The organism is Amphritea sp., assembly GCF_048266285.1.
Classification (GTDB): Bacteria; Pseudomonadota; Gammaproteobacteria; order Pseudomonadales; family Balneatricaceae; genus Amphritea.
The window spans coordinates 1-19,988 of the sequence record NZ_JBLWZV010000034.1 but is presented as its reverse complement, the minus strand read 5'-3'; the positions used below and the strand labels follow the sequence as shown (position 1 = coordinate 19,988).

The following is a 19,988-nucleotide window of genomic DNA, read 5'->3' as shown; positions in this document are numbered from 1 at the left end:
CGACAAACAACACGTCTTTGCGGTTTTCATTGGCTCCGCCTTTTTCACGCGAGCGGTCGAATATCAGGATTGCCACTGGAATGCCGGTACTTGGGAACAGGTTGCCGGGCAAGCCGATCACGGCATCTAATAAGTTTTCTTCAATCAGTTTTTGACGAATACGGCCTTCGGCTGCGCCTCTAAATAGCACACCATGGGGGACTACTACGGCAATACGGCCTTCTTTTTCAACGGCGGCTTCAACCATGTGGCTAATAAAGGCGAAGTCGGCTTTTGATTTAGGGGGTAGCCCGCGCCAGTAGCGGTTGTATCTGTCTTCGGCTACGTCGTCCGCGCCCCATTTGTCGAGTGAAAACGGTGGGTTGGCCACCACGTTATCAAACTTCATCAGTCTGTCATTTTCGACCAGCGCTGGTGAGGTGAGGGTGTTACACCATTCAATGCGAGCAGAGTCTGAGCCGTGCAAGAACATATTCATACGCGCAAGCGCCCAAGTGCTGCCGTTGACTTCCATGCCATAGAGTGAGTAGTTGCGGTCGCCCACTTGGCGTGCCGCTTCAATTAATAGGCCGGCTGAGCCACAGGCTGGGTCGCAAATACGCGCCCCCGATTTTGGCGCAGACAGACGCGCCACCAGCTCAGAAACTTTATGGGGGGTATAGAATTCACCTGCTTTTTTACCTGCATCGGAGCCAAAACGCTCAATCAGATAGATGTAGGTATTACCTATTACGTCCTCAGGCACGCGAGCTGGGCTCATATCGAGTGCAGGTTTGTTAAAGTCGTCCAGTAGGTTTTTAAGGCGACTGTTTCGATCTTTGGTTTTACCTAAGTTGGCTTCGCTGTTGAAATCGATGTTACGGAACACGCCTTCTAATTTTGCTTTGTTCGCGGTTTCAATGTGCTCTAAAACAATATTGATCAGCTCACCGATATTTGGCTCATTTTTACGCTCTAACAGTGAATAGTAGTTAGCTAAAAAAGAGTCGGTAACGATGGTATTCTTTTCTTTGGTGTCCGGATCTTCGACTTCTTCAGTTAGCTCAACCATTGGCAGTAAAAAACGCTCGCGCTCAAGCTTTCGTCTGATACGGACATCGTCGTCACCGTACTGTTTTTTATATTCTGCGTAGTGGTCATTCCATACATCGGAGATGTATTTTACGAACAGCACTACTAGGATGTAGTCTTTGTATTGCGCAGGGTCTACCGCGCCACGGAAAGTATCGCATGCAGCCCATGCCGCATTGTTAATGTCTTTTTGCTGAATTTTATCGCTCATAAATGGCCCTCAAATTTGGTCAGTATCTATAAAGCGGGGCAGGCTATATCGATAGCGCCCCGCTAGCTGTAAGTTAAAAGGTTAAGAATCGAGTACGGCTGATTGAGTCCATGTAATCGACCGCCCAAATGGAGGGTAAATCGATGTACTGTCCTTTATGGTGTACCGTGCAATGACTTCACCTTGCTCGCTTAGCTCTTCACATTCATAGGTATCAGTGTCTTGGCCTTTTCTTTGCGACCACTGACTACTTACGATGTTGAGGGTATGCGATTCAGGTAAACCTATTTTCTTTTTGTATTCATCACTCATAAGGGCTCCTATCCTTTAATGTCTCTAGGGTCGTTACCGTGACTATCTTTGCGTTGTATCTGACCGTCTTTGCCATGTACAACAAGCTCAGAGCCTTCACGCTTACTTTGTTCGCGCGCTGCAGCTTCAGCCTCTCGTTTAGTGCTGTGCACACTTGAAGCGCGCTCTGCTCCGCCTTTTTTGTTAGCCCACCCATCTGTGTGTGGTACGACATGTCGGGTATTGCCCTTGCTTGATGATGTATTCTTTGCCATAATTTCGGCTCCTGTTTTTTGAAAAGAAACGTGGATTAAAGTTTTGCTAAAAGTGCTGTCACACTTTTGGTTCGTCTAAACTCAGTAACTGTCATTACTGGGTATTCATTGCTAAATTCATTAAAATTGCATCTATTAACACCTCCTTTTTCTTTGCTAATGCGTTCATTAGCTTTTGTTCGTTGATGGATAATTGGTAAATTTCAATTATCTTCTGCTGCACATCGAGACTAGGTACTACTACCTCAAGATCCTCAATTGCAGGCTTGCCTATCATTCTTACCGCTGTCCCCGTTGCCTTACTTTGTAATGCTGCTTGTGAAGACGGTTGATTAATAACCCAACATAAATACGCTGGCATAACTGAGTCACTTTCAACCCGAATTCGTAGCAGTGGCGCTGCAATTACAACATCACTAAGCTCGTGATCAATCAATGCTGCTGTATTGGTTTGACCTCTGGAACGAAATGCTAAGTCGTTAAATTTGACTCTGTGATGCTCCTTTAAGTCCTGCATATCAATCTGTACTAGCTCTTGGGCATCCAGTCGGTTATCTTCAGTTAGATCCTTCATCTGAATAACCGAAACGTTTCCATTAGGGTCTGGCTCAAGCTTTGACCTAAAAGAATGTCCCATCTGTACAGAAGCTAGATTTTTTAGCTTTGCTTTCATTTGCTCTTTTCGCTCCTAAAAATAGTACAGTAACGCCGTTTTTGTTATATCAATAATAAAAGAGCCAGCCCACCCTGTCAATAAAATAATACAGTAATAGCGTTACTGTAGAATAATTTATTCTTGAAGCAACAAAGGAATGCTTAACTTTAAGCTTGAATATTCGATGAGAGCCTACTCTGTACCAGATCTAGTTAGAACGTTAATCATCATTAACATGCTTTACTGATATGGATTAGCTGACAGCTTCTTGGTGAGATTTCCAATACAATAGAATAATGGCTTATCCTGATAGCCACAGAGCTAAACGGGTAGCATATAGGGTAGTATTTATAAGAAATACCACCTTTAATTTATACAACCCATTGAATTAAATTAATTAAAAATTATTACTCGATATTAAGATTCAGAATATCGAATAGTGCCTTACATTTTTAAATATTCGGCACGATGTACCAGCAGACTACGATTCTTTCATTGACGACGAATCGCCTTTATATCGGAGGTTTTACATGCCAGAGCATTTGATTCAGAAAAATATTGAATTGAGTCGAAAGGCTGATTTTAAGTTTTTTCTTCTTGATGATGACAAACCTCGAAGTAACAAGGTTAACTCTTACATAAGAGCACTTGATCTAATTTGCGAAATGATAAAACGTCGGCCTGATAGGTTTAACCAAATTCAAAATCTTTGGTCGATAACGTCAACAGAACAATTAGAGCCCCTTTATAAATTTTTGATTCAAGAGTCTCATAATGAGAACTCTATCTGGGCATTTGAAGACCTACCGACAAGCTACCTAAGGGATGGATTCTGTTCCGCCGCCATTAAGCAATACCATCTATTTTTAATTGAGCAACGTTTTGAGGATAAACTTGTTAGTGTCTATACAGAGAAAAGAGAGCTTGATTCATCTGAATTGGAACTACTGGAAAACGACTATACCGTGCCGCGTTATCTCATTGATGCTGATCAAGTACCAATAGGTACCGATGCACTTCAATTAGTAAAGCAACGCACCAATCAATCTGTCTTTAGAAACATCTTAAGGAAAAACTACAGGAACCGTTGCTGCATAACAGGGCTCAACATTTCAGCCATTAATCGAGCTAGCCACATTATCGGTTGGGCTAAAGACCCAACCAAACGGTTAGATCCACGAAATGGGTTATACTTATCCGCTACTTACGATGCAGCATTCGATAAGCATTTAATATCACTCGATGATGATTACCGAATAATTCTATCCACTGATTTGAAAGAATTTAATACCCAAGACAGCTTCAAGCAGCACTTCTTATCGATAGAAGGGAAGCCTATTGATGTACCCAAAACTATGCCTCCACATAAAGACTACTTAGCCATTCATCGAAAAGCCGGCTCTTTTAAGTAATCTGAATTTTCGACACTCGCGATACTTCATTTACTTATCGTAAAAAGTACTACATTCACCTGCCTCGCGCTGAAAACTCGCTTTTGATGGCCCTCTACTATACCTTAGGGTTATGGCTCCACATAAATCAAAAAAATGGAATTATTATCCTATATTTAAGAATCTGAGGGAGAGTCTACAAAACCCATAACACTTAGATTTGGGTAGTAAGCTAGACTTTTATGCGCGTAAAATTGCAAAAGTCCAACCAATGCGGAAAATTCCGGAAATTCTGAGCAAAAGATTATTACACCATCGATTTAAATGGGCATTTTACAGCAGCAAATAAGTATCCCCATATCGAATAGCGGTAACAGAGTTTAAGCAATGACTCACTGCGGGACAGCTAAATCCAATTCATTCACATGTTAAATTGTGAACTGAAAGGTTTGCGTCAGCAGCGGTTGAATATCAACCTTTCTAAACGATGGATCTTCAGAGAAGCGCAGCTTCGGATCAAGCGTTACAAATCCCCAAAACTGTAAGAATCGTTCAATAAAACGAGATTCAACCTGTATGCTGAATAATTGGCCTGGCGGGAAATACTCTTCGGATGAATACTGAAGAAGTAAATCAGGGAATGCCGAGACAACCTCTTCTATCAATTGATCAACAATACCATGACTTTGCAGTCTCCATAGCATGAACAACCAGAAGGTGCGTAAATCGACATCATTTTCCCAATGATCAAAATAGCCCCAATTGTACTGAGTGGTTGCAGCTTCGAGCATGGGCAGAAAAAAGGCTTTAAGACCTTGAGTTTGATACTGTTTTTGAACCGCTTTTTTCATATGATAACGGCCACTTCTACGATAAATAACGCCGCTAATTTCAGCCAAAACACGGGTGTAATGTAGCGCGTTAAACTTATCTTCATTGCTGCCAGAGTATTCACTGACGCTGGCATGAATTTGATATTGAGAAATGACAAACTCAGGCATAAGCTCACTGGCCTGCGTCACTAACTTTGTGGGTAAGTTACCTTTGCTCGTTGCCTTAAATGCCCCTTCATTCTGCATGGCTTCATCCAGAATAAGCGCTAAATATCGCATCACAGGGCTACTAGAGAGGTCTTCTGGCGTACTGATATTAACCCACTCCAATTCATTGAACGGCGCATATAACCAGTTTGATATTTGGCTTGGTGAAAGACCACAAAAATCCACATTGGGCTGATTATTGCGCTCATGCACTCTATGCTGTGCAACCACATTGAGTTCATCTAACGTCAAGTGAGGATTCATCGCGGCAACTTGCTCAAAATCCTCAGACATCTCTGCATGCTGTTTTGATACGTTATCCATACAACAACGTTTGTATTTTTTACCGCTACCACAAGAACAAAGATCGTTTCGACCAAGCTTCATGTTGAATCACTCTACGCTATTTTATTTTTTGCTGTTGTATCATTATACCTACGCAACAAACACGACCAAACTATGGCTGTGTTGATCGCTAACATATGCAAAAAAGCCAAAGACTAGTGATAGATAGGCTGATCTCCCCCATAGAAAAAACATCTTTTTGTGTATACTCTGAGGATGCTTCAAAGGATGATTTTTAACAGGGAATAGGCATGACAGATCCAATAATTTTACACTACCACCTGCATGCCAGCCGTTATCAAACACAGTACGATTCGGTGGCCGCCCAAGACGTACATGCCGCTTGGGCTCCCCTATTAAAAACATTAACGCCCCGCTTGGCTTTAGATATTGGCGCCGGTAGTGGCCGTGATGCGCTCTGGCTCGAACAGCAAGGCTGGCAGGTAACTGCAGTTGAACCCGCCACTAATCTACGTCAGTTAGGCCAGCATAAAACCGGCCATCGCGTTACATGGGTTAGTGCCCAACTGCCCGACTTAAATGATCTGCAATGTCCGCCACAAGGCTATGATCTGATTTTATTATCCGCCGTTTGGATGCACCTCAAGCCGGAACAACGGTCTATGGCGATGCAACGTTTATATCAGTATTTATCCCCTCAAGGCGTCATTATTATTACCCTGCGCTTTGGCCCATCAGATCCCACCCGCCCCATGTATCCTGTGAGCGTTGCTGAATTAGAAACATTAGCTCAGCAAATGCGTTTAGAAACACAAACACTCAGTGAAATCTCTACTAATGACTGCCTACAGCGTCATGACATCAGTTGGAAAACCCTCTGCCTCAGGCCGATAAACGAGCCTCATATATGAGTTCACCATCATACTTACTCACTGGCGGTGATGGCCACCAGCTGCTGCCAGCGCTACGACGCGCCTTAACCCAGGCCACCGAAATAGAGATAGCCGTTTCTTTTATTCGTTCCACGGGTTTGAATTTGATTTTTGGGGATCTCGAAGCCGCTTTACAGTCCACTACCCGTGATGTGCGCCTCACCCTATTAACCAGCGATTACCGCTGTATTACAGACCCTAGTGCGTTAAGGAAACTCATGCTACTGGCCGAGCGTGGTGCGGATGTTCGTATTTTTGAAACCGGCTCGGCAGACAGTTTTCACCTCAAAGCTTACATTTTTGCCCGTTCAAAACAGGGCAGTCTGATGAGTGCGGATGCATTTGTCGGTTCGAGTAATATCAGTGCCAAAGCGTTAACCGATGGGCTGGAATGGAACTATCATCTCGACTATCCCAATGAAGCGGATTCACTCGCAGCACAACGGCTCATTGAAGTACGACAACAATTTCAGCAACTCTTACTTCGGCCTCAAATTCACGCATTGAATTTTGACTGGATAGAAGATTACCAGCGCCGCTATGAACAGGCTCGAAAGGTGGTGCCCATGCATACCGCCAAGGTGGATGAACAAGAGCCCGTTCCTGACTCTCCATTGCCGAAGCCCCACCAAGCGACAGCATTACAGGCATTAACAACCACACGACAACGAGGCTGGCAAAAGGGACTCGTAGTTCTCGCCACGGGGATGGGGAAAACCTACCTTGCCGCCTTTGATGCGGTTCAGATAGAGGCTAAGCGAGTGCTGTTTATCGCTCATCGAGAAGAGATTCTGCTGCAAGCGGAAGCCGCTTTTTTAGCCGTTCTACCCCATAAGCGGGTGGGTCGTTATACGGGTAAACAGAAAGACAGTGAATATGACTTACTGTTTGCCTCGGTGCAAACTTTAGGGCGCATGGCCAACCTTGAACGCTTCAGTCGGGATTACTTTGATTACATGGTCGTGGATGAATTCCACCATGCGGCGGCAGGCAGTTATCAATCGTTGCTAACCTACTTCCAGCCTCGTTTTATGTTGGGTCTTACCGCGACACCCGACCGCACCGATGGCTCCGATATACTGCGCCTGTGTGATCATAATCTGGTCTATCGTCGCGATCTATTTGATGGTATCAACGACCAACAACTCTGCCCATTTTATTACTACGGCATCTTTGATAGCGAAGTGGATTATGAACACATTCCATGGCGTAACGGCCGCTTCGACCCAACCAAACTATCCACCCAGCTCGCCACACGAGGCCGCAGTCGTCATGTTTTAAAAGAATGGCGTAATCAATCACAGGCTCGCACCCTCGCTTTTTGCGCTTCCCGTCGCCATGCGGATTATATGGCTGATTATTTTAACCAGCAGGGTATACGTGCGGCCAGTGTGCATACGGAATCAGACCTAACACGCTCGGCAGCACTGGCGTCACTCGAGAGCGGACAACTACAGGTATTATTCTCCGTCGATCTCTTCAATGAGGGCGTTGACTTACCGCAAATCGATACGGTGATGATGTTACGTCCCACCGAGTCGAAAATACTTTTTCTGCAACAATTAGGTCGCGGTTTGCGCCTAAGCATGGGCAAAGAAAAACTGGTGGTGCTGGACTTTGTCGGGAATCATCATAGCTTCCTCAATCGCCCCGAAATGTTGTTCGGTTCCGCCTTTCCTCACAAACCCACCCGTAAGCAACTGGCCGAAGCAGCCAAACACCCCAGCGATCTGCTACCCGACGGTTGTTACGTTAATTACGACCTCGCCTTTATCGAGTATCTAGATAGCTTGGTGATGGGTAAGCTCGATCAGCAGTATGCCGGCCTAAAGCAGAACCTCAAGCGTCGACCAACCTTGAAAGAGTTTTGGCGCAGTGGCGCGAACTTAAGCCTGTTACGTCGCAACTATGGTTGTTGGTGGGAATTCATTGATGAACAGGGCGACGCCGCTGACGATGAACTTCTGGTGCTCGAAAAACATGCCCAGTGGTATCGTGATTTGACCACGACCAAAACCTCTAAGTCGTACAAACTGGTTTTGCTGCAAACCCTGCTAGAGCAGCAAGCATTGACTCAGTCGATACCTCTGCAACAGCTCGCTCACTGGAGCAAACAGTGGTATTTGCAACACCCAGTGTGGCAAGCAGACTTGCCATCAAGCCTGCAACCCTTACAGAGTACCAGTGACAGCGCATGGCTAAGCCACTGGCGTAAAATGCCCATTCATCATTGGTGTACCCCTGAACAAAGCTCCAAGATCGAATGGTTTTCGCAACAGGGGATGCTGTTTCATTACCAGCAACCCGTGGAAGCAGCAGAACTAACGATATTTAACGCCATGACCGAAGAAATTCTTGCTTGGCGCTTAAGCCTGTATGCACAAAGTAAACAGATATTGAGGCAAGCTGATATTCCTACAATATCCGCCCCATCACCCGCCGACTCCATAACTCAGTTAGCCTTCTTTCCCAATATTAAAATTGCCTGTGGTCACTTCAAAACAGGCCATGCCGATATCGAAGAACACCTTCCTGCGCCGAGTGGCTTTGGCCATTTATCCCCCGACCGTCATTTCATCGCACAGGCTTCAGGGAACTCAATGAACGGCGGTAAGAATCCCATCCACGATGGTGACTACCTACTGCTGGAGCAGATAACCTCCCAAAGTGCTGGCAGTATTACCAACCAAACCCTAGCCATCGAACGTCAAGATCGTTCAGGTGATAATCAGTATTTACTTCGGCGGGTACTTAAAAATACCGATGGTAGCTATACACTCCGAGCCAACAATCCCGACTACCCAGACCTAATAGCGGATGAAAGCATGGTCACCTTTGCGCGCTTTAAAGGAATAATCAATCCATTAGCGCTATTCACCGATCAATAACCGCGATGTAGAGGCTTTCACTCTTGATACGCCATAACGCGCGGGGCAGCCTCACACAATGCCCCTTGAAATCTCAACTTACTCGCCGATAAAGCGATCTAGGTCATAAATCCAACTCGATTAACCGCTGCCAAGCTGCTATTTTTAGCCCTGTTGATAATGCCTCTGCTTTGGAGTGACCGTTGAAAAAAAACCGACTTGTTCAATACATAACTTGGTTCCTGGAAATATTTACCGAAGCTAAGTCCTTTGAAGCAAATCCTATCTTAGGCAACCGAACACTTAACCGCCTTGGTTTACATGTGATACGAGTTATTGTCGCGCGCACCATCACTGGCTTTCGCCGCTGGATTTTAAGCTGGAATATCAGTTCAGAACATCGACGCGCCTTTCGTAAAACAGGCTATCTACGTATCTCCAATGTTCTACCGCCTGATCAATTTAAACGCTTACAAGACGAAGCGACCAACAGTTGGCCAGACGTTCGCGAGTTTATACAGGGCGACACCACCACCCAACTACTCTTTCTTGATCAAGCCACCCTGAATACACTTCCTGCCGCTAAAGCGCTGTGTGAATCATCCCAGCTAAAACATCTCATGAATTATGTCGCTTCAACGGCAATTCGCCCCTGGCCTCACTTCCTCCGGGTCTGCAATATGGGCGGCAAAATCGATAACGATCCGCAAAAACATTTTCACGCCGATACCTTTCACCCAACGATGAAGGCTTGGCTTTTTCTTGAAGATGTCACGGCCGATAAAGGGCCATTTCAATATATTGAAGGATCTCACCGGATGACGCTGAAACGTCTGCGCTGGGAGTACCAACAGAGCATTACCGGACGAGATCTAAGCGAGCGTTACGCCGCACGAGGATCGCTTCGCATTGAAGAGGGTGAACTGGCGTCATTGGCGCTCAATAAAATAAAGAAATTTGAAGTGCCAGCAAACACCCTCATCATTGCCGACACCTCAGGATTTCATCGCCGCAGTGAAGCCGCCAGCAACTCTAGTCGAAGCTCAATCTATTTTTCTTTACGATTAAACCCGTTCATTCCTTTCCCACTGCCGAACATCGACTCTATTAATCAATTTGCAGAACGATTGGTGGCGAAACATATTAAAAAAACCACTCAACGACCCGCTGATACCGACCAGCGAGCCCCCTAACAGCAGATAGAAAGCAAACACCTCAACGCCCCAAAATAGCGCGCAATACCGATCAGCTATCCTTGGATGATGGTTAAAATGCTAAGCTCTTAGGTATGCAATAAATAAAAACGTTTTTATTCATAGGGTTAGATAGCTACGGCTTAATTCTTGCTTTCGCATTCCCACACTTATTTTTTTGCTAGGCAATGAAGCCTCCACTAGCCCCGTTACTCGGGCTATGGAGGCTTTTGCCTGTTTGGGAGCAATAATCGATGCTGTTAGCAACTTACCCGGTATTTCTACTACTGCATCAATTCGGTCTTAAGGGCGTTATCACGTTACTCTTAGCTGCCACCCTAATCAGCCTAGGTTGCAACCTGTTACTGGCAGAGCCGATTGTCTGGCCACTACTAATCAGTGGTTATATCGGCCTCGCTACACTTTGGTTAATACAGCGAGAAATAAATCGCCTCAGCGATAGCTGTCAGCCACAAACCAGCGAACTGCCCAATAGTTCGCACTGGTTAGTCATGCGTCCACTTGTTCAGCATCTACAGACATTGCTTAAAGCTTCAGCGCGGCAGCAACAATGCCTGCAACAACGCTTAGATGAGATCTCTCACGCCTCACAAGAACTGGAACAAAGTGCAGTCAGTGTCACCCGTAGCGCTGAACAGCAAACCGATGCCGCAAGCACGGCAGCCTCTGCGGTGGAACAGCTCAATGCCAGTATCGATGAGGTCAGCCAGCTAGCGGATGCCTCCCGGCACACCAGCCTTGATGCTAGCAGTCAGCTTGAAGGAAGCATTCAGCAATTACGCGGGCTGGTCTCCACCGTAGCGGAGATCGCCACCCAAGCCGATGCGACCAATACCCTAATGCGAGAACTCAGCGCCAACTCGACCGAAATAAGTAAAATGTCGAGTGTTATTCAGGGGATCGCTGACCAGACCAATCTACTCTCCCTAAATGCGGCGATTGAAGCCGCCCGCGCTGGTGAAAGCGGCAAAGGCTTTGCTGTTGTCGCCAGTGAAGTACGTAACCTCGCCCATCATAGCCAAGTATCAGCCGTACAGATCACCCAAAAAATTGAATCAGTGCAACAACATATCACCTCCACCAGCGAAAAAATGTCGCATTTAACCAGCAGTGCGAATGACAGCCTACAGCGCTCAGAAGAGGTATGTTCACAACTCGACCTTGTGTATGGCAGCACCCAAGCATTAACAGGACAGGTAATACAGGTCGCGGTCAGTACAGAACAGCAAAGCCAAGCGGCTGCCGAGATCGCAGCACTGGCAGAGCAGGTCTCCCAAGGCAACGAAGCAAACCTCCGAGCCGCTGCGCAAGCCCGAGCGGTGGCTCATCATTTAGCGCATCTGACAGGAGCATCGATATGATACCAATAACCACTGCTGTAGCTCCGCAAATAGAGATGATCTGTTTTTTTATCAGTGTCTTACTGTTCTTTTTTATCCTCTACCATAGACTACGCCGGCAACAGCAAACTCAGTTGCACACGGGAATAGAACAGCTTAAGTTACTACGCTTGTTACTGGCCGACTTTCAACTCCACCGGGGATTAAGCACGGCATTATTATCCGGTGATACCAGTCTAACGAGCGATTTACATAACACCCGCCAACGATTAGAAAAGTGTATTCAGCAGGCTAGCGCGCTCGACACCGCACACCACAAACAGTGGTTTAATCTCATTCATCAATGGCAACATATTCATCAAAATAACACCGCAAAAGCCTCTAGTAATCTCCTCAGCCACCACCGCCTAATCCGCCATACTATCTACCTGATAGAGGATATTGCCCACGAGCTGAATGCCGCTAACAGCAGCCACAAACTCGATTATCTAAACTATATCTGGCACGAGGTTGTACAAACGGCGGAATGGACCGGACAAGCCCGCGCACTCGGCACCAGTATGGCAGCGAGTCAATCGAGCAGCGCGGCTCAAAGAGTCCGGTTAAGGTTCTTACATTCAAAAATCAAGCAGCTCTCATCAACGGCATTTTCGGCACTAGAAACACGCAATGCTAACCACCTTAACGTGCGGCAATCACAACAAACCGTAAACTCTTTTTTGTTATGTCTTGAGCAAGAGCTGCTGAACTGCGACTATCCACATATTGAAGCCAAGCACTACTTCGAACAAGCGACCCAGGCTATTAATGAACTGTTAGGGATGATTGATACTGCACTCAAGGATTTGCAGACTGTAACCAAGAGGATCTGACGTGCCTAATATCGCCCTAAACAGAATGCACAATAGCGCCCAACAGTCAGCCCGGCCCATGCTCCTTAATCAATATCGAGGCCACGCACTTTCGAGCCACTTTCAACCGATCTATAGCATCGCCCATCGCCGTGCAATAGGCTACGAGGGACTTATTCGCGCCACATCACAGCAAGGTTTAGCAACCCCTCCACTTGAGCTTCTATCACTACCGCAAAGCAACTTAGAAATGCTTGGGCTGGATCGCCTATGCCGTACCTTACACATTGAAAACTTCACCACTCAGAGCCACAACAATGAGTGGTTATTCGTCAACCTTGATGCTCAGTCACTGCTAAACGAAAATCCAAAAACCGGCTTTACCCATCAACTTTTAACCCAGTGCGGCTTGCCCCCTCATCGCCTAGTCGTTGAAATTCTTGAAACAGAAGTTCAAGACCACGGGGCTCTAAAACACTATATTGATCACTTACATCAACTTAACTGCCTCGTTGCGATCGATGACTTTGGCGCAGGACATTCAAACTTTGATCGTATCTGGCAACTAGAACCTGATATCGTCAAGCTGGATCGCAACCTCATACATGCAGCCGCTCAGAGTAAACGAGCGGAACGTATTCTGTCCGGTATCATCACACTACTCCATCAAGCCGGCAGCTTAGTCATCGTTGAAGGGGTCGAAACAGAGCAAGAGGCATGCATCGCAATTGCCGCCAATGCGGATATGCTGCAGGGCTTTTACTTTGCCCATCCAGCGCCTCAATTACCGGCCAACAATCAGGCGTCAGCTATTTTTGACCAATTATTGCAGCGACAGCAAAGCCTACGTACTCAGCAATCACTCACGAAAGCGAACAACCTCCACCCGGTACATCCCCTGTTTCAATCGGCCCTCGATAACTTTCGTGCCCACCAAGACCTACAACAAAGCAGTAACCAGATATTCTGTACTCCTCAAGCGGTTCGCTGCTACTTATTAGATGAATCAGGCTATCAGACTCAAGGGGTGCTCAATATATTCCATCCTAGGCAACGCATTGAACTCCGCTTTGCCCCGCTTTTATGTGGCGACAAAGGTAACTGGTCCCACCGCCCCTATTATCACCTCGCCATCGAGCAACCCGGCATCACCATTATCAGCGATCCCTACCTTTCAGTTGCCGATTCACAGATGTGCATCACCCTATCACAAGCATTTAAAGTCGATGATCAATGGAAAGTTTTCTGTTGTGACCTAGACTGGCTGGATGACAATTGACATCGATAGCAACCAAAAGCGCCGGGCGGAACCTTATGATTAGACATGCAGGCCCGTCGAATCGATCGGTTTTAAGTATCTTAACTAAAGCCTGCAAGCCATATGGCCTATATATTGCTAAATCTATTAAACAATGTGTTTTCAATCATTTCGTATAATTTTTAATGCTATATTGCACAGTTATATGGCATGGTTAACTTAGCCTTACAAGGCCGCACAAGAACAGTGCAACAGGGTTCATGGAACCGAGGGTATCTACATGAGTATCGACTGGACTGAGTATTCCACCGGCAACTTTTATGATGAACTAATCGCAGATGACCGAGTTCCAAGAGAACCTGCGACCCGGCTGGTAAACTACCTTGGCTCTATGAGTACAGCTGAGATCAATAAACGCAAGAAGATGGCGGAATCCACCATCCAAGAGATGGGGGTGAGTTTTACCGTCTATACAGAAGAGGGCAATATCGACCGCGCTTGGCCTTTTGACATCATTCCACGCACCATTTCGGCCTCCCACTGGGCACAAACAGCCAAAGGCCTGAAGCAGCGTCTAAAAGCGCTGAATATGTTTATTAACGATCTATATCACGATCAACATATTATCAAAGACGGCATCATCCCCGCCGAGATTGTTCTGAAATCGAAAAACTTTCGTCCAGAATGTGTCGGAGCAACGCCTCCTCATGGTGTTTGGGCAAATATCTGCGGTACCGATCTCGTCCGCGACCTAGATGGCCAGTTCTACGTACTAGAAGATAACCTTCGCGTGCCCTCTGGTGTCTCTTATATGATTGAAAACCGGGAGATCACGAAGCGAGTATTGCCCGAGCTATTCTCCGAAGACTCCATTCTGCCGGTCAATAATTATCCCGCTCATCTATTCGATATGCTGGCATCACTCTCCCCGCGAGATATAGCCCAACCGGAGATTGTCGTCCTCACCCCAGGGATCTTTAACTCCGCCTATTTTGAGCACGCCTTTCTAGCACAACAGATGGGTGCCGAACTGGTTGAAGGCAGCGATTTGATCGTCGAAGATGATGATTGTGTCTATATGAAAACCATCAGTGGACTCGAGCGGGTCGATGTTATTTATCGCCGCATTGATGATGAGTTTCTTGACCCCGAAGCCTTTAGAGAAGATTCAATGCTCGGGGTGCCCGGCTTAATGCGCGCGTGGAAAGCGGGTAATGTCGCCCTCGCCAATGCACCAGGCGCCGGCGTAGCGGATGATAAGGTCGTATATGCTTATGTACCGGATATCATTCGTTACTACCTGAAGGAAGAACCATTACTGCCAAATGTCGAAACCTACCTCTGCTCTGACCCTGAACAACGCCAGTATGTACTGGATAACCTCGATAAGTTAGTCGTTAAACCCGCCAACGAATCCGGCGGCTACGGCATGCTGGTAGGGCCTCACTCGACCAAGAAAGAACAGGAACACTTTGCTGAGCTCATCACCAAATCACCGCGTAACTATATCGGTCAACCGACGCTTAGCCTATCAACCGCACCAACCTTGGTGGGTTCCACCCCCGAACCTCGCCACCTCGATCTACGCCCCTTTATTCTGCAGGGCAAAAAACTCTATGTCACCACCGGCGGCCTGACCCGGGTAGCCATGAAGAAAGGTTCACTCGTCGTTAACTCGTCCCAGGGCGGCGGCAGCAAGGACACCTGGATAGTTGAGGAGAAAGACTAATGCTCTCAAAAGTTGCTGAACGGATGTACTGGTTCTCCCGCTATATCGAACGGGCTGAAAATACAGCCCGAATGGTTGGTGTTTACGATAATCTACTTTTTGATCTACCCCGCACCATCAATATCAGCTGGTTCAACTTAGTAGTCATCAACTCATCTGAAGATGTATTTAACGCACGCTACACCGTCCAAGATGAGAAGAATGTCGTCAAGTTACTGCTTGCTGACAGCACAAATCCCAATTCCATGGCTTCTAGCTTACAGATGGCACGGGAAAACGTTCGCACCAGTCGGGATGTATTGCCGCTGCCTCTATGGGAGCTGATTAACGAACTGTGCATGTATGTTGCCGAGCATATTCGTGATGGCATCAACCGTACCAACCGGCATGGATTTCTCGATACCGTTATTAAAGGCTGTCAGCAGATCAACGGGCTGTTAGCGGACAATATGAGTAAGGATGCCGCTTGGCAGTTTATCCGCCTTGGACGCAACCTCGAGCGTGCAGATATGGCCAGCCGAATACTGGATGCCGGCATTACCGCACAACTGAGCACCACCGATATCGAGCAAGATATCGACCCCTCTCAGATTATTTGGGGTAACGTACTGCGCTCCTGCGATGGCGCGATGAATTATCGGCGGACGATGCGAGTCACCGTTGAAGGCACCAAAGTCTGTGATTTCTTGCTCCATGATAAACACTTTCCGCGCTCCATTAGCTTCTGTGCCGAACAGATTCAGGCTGCGGTCAGTCTGCTGCCGGTCTGTGATATCGCCGAACTAGAAAAACTAACCGCCCTCTTAGCCGAAGATAATCACGATCTGGATGAATCATTAAGCGACTATCTAAATGAGCTACAGCTCAGCTTTGCTAATCTCCATCAGGAATTTGGTCAGTGCTGGTTTGCGCTAGAATAATCCATTAGCCTCCAACCTGCTCAACAGCCGGTACAGACAACCAACGTCTAGACCGGCTAAACCTCACAAACAGACCCCGTTAAAGCTACCCGGCTAAAACCCACCCCGACTATCGCTAGCTTCACGTAATTAAGGCACTCATTTCGGGTAATACTCTAATGCCATTGAAAGCGCTATAATCCCCCCTCAAATTTATGCCGTGAGTAACGGTAATCTGACAGCCCGAAGAAGCGAAGCAACTTATGACACAGCTAGGAACCCTGTATGTTATCTCAGCACCCTCTGGTGCTGGTAAAACCAGTCTGGTAAAAGCCCTGCTGGCACAGGACAAACAGGTTCGTGTATCGGTATCCCATACCACTCGTGCCATGCGTGCCGGAGAAATTGACGGCCAAGACTATAATTTCGTCTCGATGACGACTTTCGACAGCATGATTGGAAAAGGTCAGTTTCTCGAATACGCCGATGTCTTTACCAACAAATATGGCACCTCACGCCTCTGGGTTGAAGAACAGCTGCAGCAAGGTGTCGACGTAATCCTCGAAATTGACTGGCAAGGCGCTCAACAGATACGTAAACAGATGCCAAGCTGTACCTCTGTCTTTATTCTGCCACCTTCGACTACCGAACTTCGCAAACGCTTAACAGGGCGGGGCACTGATTCTGAAGAGGTTATCAACCACCGAATGTCCGAAGCGCTGAGTGAAATGAGTCATTACGCTGAGTATGAGTACCTACTGATCAACGATGACTTTGATGCCACCCTCGAACAGCTGCAAAGCATTTTTGCCGCTCAGCGCCTAAAACGAGCCCCTCAGCAACAAAAGCATACTGAAATACTGGCTGAGCTATTGTCAGAATAGCCTAGCTAAGGTAGACTGACCGGCTATCCAAATCAGGTCTTATAATTGACCTGAGTGACTGAATCATATAACCGAGGTCGTAAATGGCACGCGTAACTGTTGAAGATTGCCTGGAACATGTAGACAACCGTTTTGAACTGGTAATGATCGCGTCTAAGCGTGCTCGCCAGATTGCAACGGGCGGCAAAGACCCTAAAGTAGAGTGGGAAAACGACAAACCAACCGTTGTTGCCCTGCGCGAAATCGCCGAACAACATATCGACGTTAGCATCTTGGATGAACGCGAAGAAGATTAACCCTTTTTCAATCCTTCCAAATAAGGCATCATCACTATAGTTTCTGTTGTTTTGTAGTCTGGAAATCCAGATTACGTTAGAGGCATAGGAGTAATTGATGCCAACTGTTGATGCGCTTTCTGACCGCCTGACCGGATATCTTGATCTGCAACAGATCAAGCTGGTTAGGCGTGCATACTATTATGCCGAACAAGCCCATGACGGGCAGCGTCGTAAAAGTGGCGAACCCTACGTTACCCACCCCCTAGCTGTCGCTTCCATTCTAGCCGGCATGCATATGGACCATCAAAGTCTGATGGCTGCCATGCTCCATGATGTAATTGAAGACACAGCCGTATCCCGCGATGGTCTCGAAGGTCAATTTGGCCAAGTCGTAACCGATATTGTTGACGGCGTTAGTAAACTAACCCATCTAGAGTTTGAAACCCGCGCAGAAGCACAGGCTGAAAACTTCCAGAAAATGGTCTTAGCAATGGCAGTTGATATCAGAGTGATTCTGGTAAAACTCGCCGACCGACTACATAACATGCGCACCTTAGGTGCTATGCCACCAGAAAAACAGCGGCGCATCGCCAAAGAAACCCTCGATATCTATGCCCCAGTTGCCGCCCGCTTAGGCATGCGCGACCTACAACTCGAACTCGAAGACCTTGCCTTTCAGTCCTACTACCCGATGCGAGCTAAATATATTCGCCGCGCCGTGGTACAAGCACGTGGACAGCGCAAATATGTCATTAGCTCTATCGAAGAAGCCATACGCAACCGACTGAAACAAGAAGGTCTACCAGGCGCGGTATCCGGCCGAGAAAAGCACCTTTATAGCATCTACACCAAGATGAAAACCAAAGGTAAATCCTTTTCCGAAATCATGGACGTATTTGCCTTTCGTATTGTGACCGAATCCGTAGATGACTGTTATCGCGCTCTGGGTATCGTGCATAACCTATACAAACCCGTCCCCGGACGTTTTAAAGATTATGTCGCCATTCCTAAAGCCAATGGCTATCAATCACTGCACAGCGACCTATTTGGTACTCGAGACATCACCATTGAAGTCCAGATCCGCACCAAAGAGATGGATGCCGTTGCTAGCCAGGGTATTGCCGAGCATAGTCATTACAAAATTTATGGCGACTCAAGTTCAGCAATAGATGGCTATAACCGGGCACGAAAATGGGTGCAAGGACTACTAGAGATGCAAAAACGGGCCGGTAACTCCATGGAGTTTATCGAAACCGTCAAAACGGATCTATTCCCTGATGAAGTCTATGTATTCTCACCTAAAGGGCGCATCTTTGAGTTACCACAGGGCGCGACCGCCGTTGATTTCGCCTATGCCGTACATACCGATATCGGCAACTCCTGTGTCTCTTGTCGCATCAACCGACATTTAGCGCCGCTCTCCCAACCGTTACATAGCGGCCAGACCGTTGAGATTATTACCACTCCAAGTGCCCAGCCCAATATGGCGTGGTTAAACTTTGTTATTACCGGCAAAGCCCGCTCTGCCATTAGACACTTTATTAAAGTGCAGCACCGTGGCGAATCAATCGAGCTTGGCCGACGTCTATTAACTCAGTTCCTATCCAATTACGGGTCCACACTAGATGATATTGATCCGCTAGCGCTTGCCAGCCTCTTAAATGAAGCCGAGCTAAGCTCTCTGGATGAACTACTTGAAGATATTGGTATGGGCAACCGGATGGCTTATGTGGTTGCCCGCCGCCTACGACCTGTCGAACTCCAGGAAAGTGATCCTCAGGAGGCACCAGAAGCCGGCAAAGCAACGCTTGCCATACGCGGCACCGAAGGCATGGTCTTACACTATGCACGCTGCTGCGGCCCTATCCCAGGCGACAGCATCACGGGGCATATCAGTACGGGCCGCGGTTTAGTCATACATCGTACCGACTGCCGCAATATTGCTTTTATGAAGGATGATGCAGAGAAATGTGTCTATCTCGAATGGTCAAATAGCATCGATGATGAGTTTATCGTTAACCTCGACCTCAAGGTTGAGCCTGAACGCGGACTCATCGCCACCCTAGCAACAACGGCCTCCGGGGCTAGCGCCAACGTATTGAAGATAGATATTACCGAAACGGATGACGCTCTGAACACCGTACACATCGACCTAACCGTTAAGGACCGGATACACCTTGCCAAGGTCATGCGTAAGCTCAAAGCTCTCAAAGCAGTTTACAAAGTCACTCGCGTATAAACAGAACAACGCACAACCAAACGCACTTCGGTGCGTTTTTTTATGCCTGAAGCAAACAACCCATCTAAATACAATCCTTTCACGCAGCAGCGCTTGGCAGAAGCCATCAAAGGATAGCGTACTCGCTAATAGTGCAAGAAGGCATCAGTTGCTTAAAAGGGCGCCAACAGTTAACTCTTGTGCTGGCAAACAACATCTCCAAAACACCCAAAACGAAAAAGCCCCGATCAAACTAATGATCGGGGCTGTCTCTTATT

General features: G+C 47.0%; 17 protein-coding genes. 12 read left to right on the top strand and 5 right to left on the bottom strand.

The features are described from left to right. From ACN0T0_RS19655 to ACN0T0_RS19640, 4 genes are all read right to left on the bottom strand, one after another. Positions 1 to 1,282: type I restriction-modification system subunit M (locus tag ACN0T0_RS19655; RefSeq protein WP_417228436.1), on the bottom strand; the 1,282-nt coding region annotated here is incomplete at its 3' end. 81 nt (positions 1,283 to 1,363) lie between these two features. Beyond that, entirely contained in the window at positions 1,364 to 1,594 is a 231-nt protein-coding gene (locus ACN0T0_RS19650) for a hypothetical protein (protein WP_417228435.1), read from the bottom strand. An 8-nt stretch (positions 1,595 to 1,602) separates the two neighbouring features. Further along, on the bottom strand, positions 1,603 to 1,848 hold the full coding sequence (locus ACN0T0_RS19645; RefSeq protein WP_417228434.1) for a DUF2188 domain-containing protein: 246 nt from the start codon (positions 1,846 to 1,848) through the stop codon (positions 1,603 to 1,605). 94 nt (positions 1,849 to 1,942) lie between these two features. Further along, positions 1,943 to 2,521: a restriction endonuclease subunit S gene (locus ACN0T0_RS19640; RefSeq protein ID WP_417228433.1), complete on the bottom strand. Its 579-nt coding sequence runs from the start codon at positions 2,519 to 2,521 to the stop codon at positions 1,943 to 1,945. A 512-nt stretch (positions 2,522 to 3,033) separates the two neighbouring features. Between ACN0T0_RS19640 and ACN0T0_RS19635 the strand changes: the two genes are divergently transcribed. Further along, entirely contained in the window at positions 3,034 to 3,915 is an 882-nt protein-coding gene (locus tag ACN0T0_RS19635; RefSeq protein ID WP_417228432.1) for an HNH endonuclease, read from the top strand. 407 nt (positions 3,916 to 4,322) lie between these two features. On the opposite strand, the gene ACN0T0_RS19630 is transcribed toward ACN0T0_RS19635, so the two are convergent. After that, the gene (locus ACN0T0_RS19630) at positions 4,323 to 5,321 is read right to left on the bottom strand and encodes a YecA family protein (RefSeq protein WP_417228431.1); all 999 of its coding nucleotides are present in this window, start codon (positions 5,319 to 5,321) and stop codon (positions 4,323 to 4,325) included. 209 nt (positions 5,322 to 5,530) lie between these two features. Here ACN0T0_RS19630 and ACN0T0_RS19625 point away from each other — a divergent pair, with 209 nt between their 5' ends. The 11 genes from ACN0T0_RS19625 to ACN0T0_RS19575 all read left to right on the top strand — a co-directional run bounded on the left by ACN0T0_RS19625 (position 5,531) and on the right by ACN0T0_RS19575 (position 19,731). Continuing rightward, entirely contained in the window at positions 5,531 to 6,151 is a 621-nt protein-coding gene (locus tag ACN0T0_RS19625) for a methyltransferase domain-containing protein (RefSeq protein ID WP_417228430.1), read from the top strand. Next, on the top strand, positions 6,148 to 9,060 hold the full coding sequence (locus tag ACN0T0_RS19620) for a DEAD/DEAH box helicase family protein (RefSeq protein ID WP_417228429.1): 2,913 nt from the start codon (positions 6,148 to 6,150) through the stop codon (positions 9,058 to 9,060). The genes ACN0T0_RS19625 and ACN0T0_RS19620 overlap by 4 nt, the downstream gene beginning before the upstream one ends. 302 nt (positions 9,061 to 9,362) lie before the next feature. Then, on the top strand, positions 9,363 to 10,232 hold the full coding sequence (locus tag ACN0T0_RS19615; RefSeq protein WP_417228428.1) for a phytanoyl-CoA dioxygenase family protein: 870 nt from the start codon (positions 9,363 to 9,365) through the stop codon (positions 10,230 to 10,232). Positions 10,233 to 10,486: 254 nt separating this feature from the next. Next, entirely contained in the window at positions 10,487 to 11,614 is a 1,128-nt protein-coding gene (locus ACN0T0_RS19610; RefSeq protein ID WP_417228427.1) for a methyl-accepting chemotaxis protein, read from the top strand. After that, the gene (locus ACN0T0_RS19605; protein WP_417228426.1) at positions 11,611 to 12,465 is read left to right on the top strand and encodes a nitrate- and nitrite sensing domain-containing protein; all 855 of its coding nucleotides are present in this window, start codon (positions 11,611 to 11,613) and stop codon (positions 12,463 to 12,465) included. The genes ACN0T0_RS19610 and ACN0T0_RS19605 overlap by 4 nt, the downstream gene beginning before the upstream one ends. Before the next feature lies 1 nt (position 12,466). Continuing rightward, entirely contained in the window at positions 12,467 to 13,723 is a 1,257-nt protein-coding gene (locus ACN0T0_RS19600) for an EAL domain-containing protein (protein ID WP_417228425.1), read from the top strand. A gap of 259 nt (positions 13,724 to 13,982) precedes the next feature. Continuing rightward, positions 13,983 to 15,431 (top strand): circularly permuted type 2 ATP-grasp protein, encoded by a 1,449-nt coding sequence (locus ACN0T0_RS19595; protein ID WP_417228424.1) that lies wholly within the window; start codon positions 13,983 to 13,985, stop codon positions 15,429 to 15,431. Continuing rightward, a complete protein-coding gene (locus ACN0T0_RS19590) occupies positions 15,431 to 16,351 on the top strand; it encodes an alpha-E domain-containing protein (RefSeq protein ID WP_417228423.1) in 921 nt (306 codons plus the stop codon). Before ACN0T0_RS19595 ends, ACN0T0_RS19590 begins: the two co-directional genes overlap by 1 nt. Positions 16,352 to 16,593: 242 nt before the next feature. After that, complete coding sequence (gene gmk, locus ACN0T0_RS19585; protein WP_417228422.1) at positions 16,594 to 17,214, top strand: guanylate kinase; 621 nt, start codon at positions 16,594 to 16,596, stop codon at positions 17,212 to 17,214. A gap of 83 nt (positions 17,215 to 17,297) precedes the next feature. Further along, positions 17,298 to 17,510: a DNA-directed RNA polymerase subunit omega gene (gene rpoZ, locus ACN0T0_RS19580; protein WP_296062941.1), complete on the top strand. Its 213-nt coding sequence runs from the start codon at positions 17,298 to 17,300 to the stop codon at positions 17,508 to 17,510. A gap of 97 nt (positions 17,511 to 17,607) precedes the next feature. Next, positions 17,608 to 19,731 (top strand): RelA/SpoT family protein, encoded by a 2,124-nt coding sequence (locus ACN0T0_RS19575; protein WP_417228421.1) that lies wholly within the window; start codon positions 17,608 to 17,610, stop codon positions 19,729 to 19,731. Positions 19,732 to 19,988: the final 257 nt, after the last annotated feature.

Coding starts and splice junctions, on each gene's coding strand:
- ACN0T0_RS19650 (WP_417228435.1), bottom strand. CDS start 1,594: ATGAGTGATGAATACAAAAAGAAAATAGGTTTACCTGAATCGCATACC.
- ACN0T0_RS19645 (WP_417228434.1), bottom strand. CDS start 1,848: ATGGCAAAGAATACATCATCAAGCAAGGGCAATACCCGACATGTCGTA.
- ACN0T0_RS19640 (WP_417228433.1), bottom strand. CDS start 2,521: ATGAAAGCAAAGCTAAAAAATCTAGCTTCTGTACAGATGGGACATTCT.
- ACN0T0_RS19635 (WP_417228432.1), top strand. CDS start 3,034: ATGCCAGAGCATTTGATTCAGAAAAATATTGAATTGAGTCGAAAGGCT.
- ACN0T0_RS19630 (WP_417228431.1), bottom strand. CDS start 5,321: ATGAAGCTTGGTCGAAACGATCTTTGTTCTTGTGGTAGCGGTAAAAAA.
- ACN0T0_RS19625 (WP_417228430.1), top strand. CDS start 5,531: ATGACAGATCCAATAATTTTACACTACCACCTGCATGCCAGCCGTTAT.
- ACN0T0_RS19620 (WP_417228429.1), top strand. CDS start 6,148: ATGAGTTCACCATCATACTTACTCACTGGCGGTGATGGCCACCAGCTG.
- ACN0T0_RS19610 (WP_417228427.1), top strand. CDS start 10,487: ATGCTGTTAGCAACTTACCCGGTATTTCTACTACTGCATCAATTCGGT.
- ACN0T0_RS19605 (WP_417228426.1), top strand. CDS start 11,611: ATGATACCAATAACCACTGCTGTAGCTCCGCAAATAGAGATGATCTGT.
- ACN0T0_RS19595 (WP_417228424.1), top strand. CDS start 13,983: ATGAGTATCGACTGGACTGAGTATTCCACCGGCAACTTTTATGATGAA.
- ACN0T0_RS19590 (WP_417228423.1), top strand. CDS start 15,431: ATGCTCTCAAAAGTTGCTGAACGGATGTACTGGTTCTCCCGCTATATC.
- gmk (WP_417228422.1), top strand. CDS start 16,594: ATGACACAGCTAGGAACCCTGTATGTTATCTCAGCACCCTCTGGTGCT.
- rpoZ (WP_296062941.1), top strand. CDS start 17,298: ATGGCACGCGTAACTGTTGAAGATTGCCTGGAACATGTAGACAACCGT.
- ACN0T0_RS19575 (WP_417228421.1), top strand. CDS start 17,608: ATGCCAACTGTTGATGCGCTTTCTGACCGCCTGACCGGATATCTTGAT.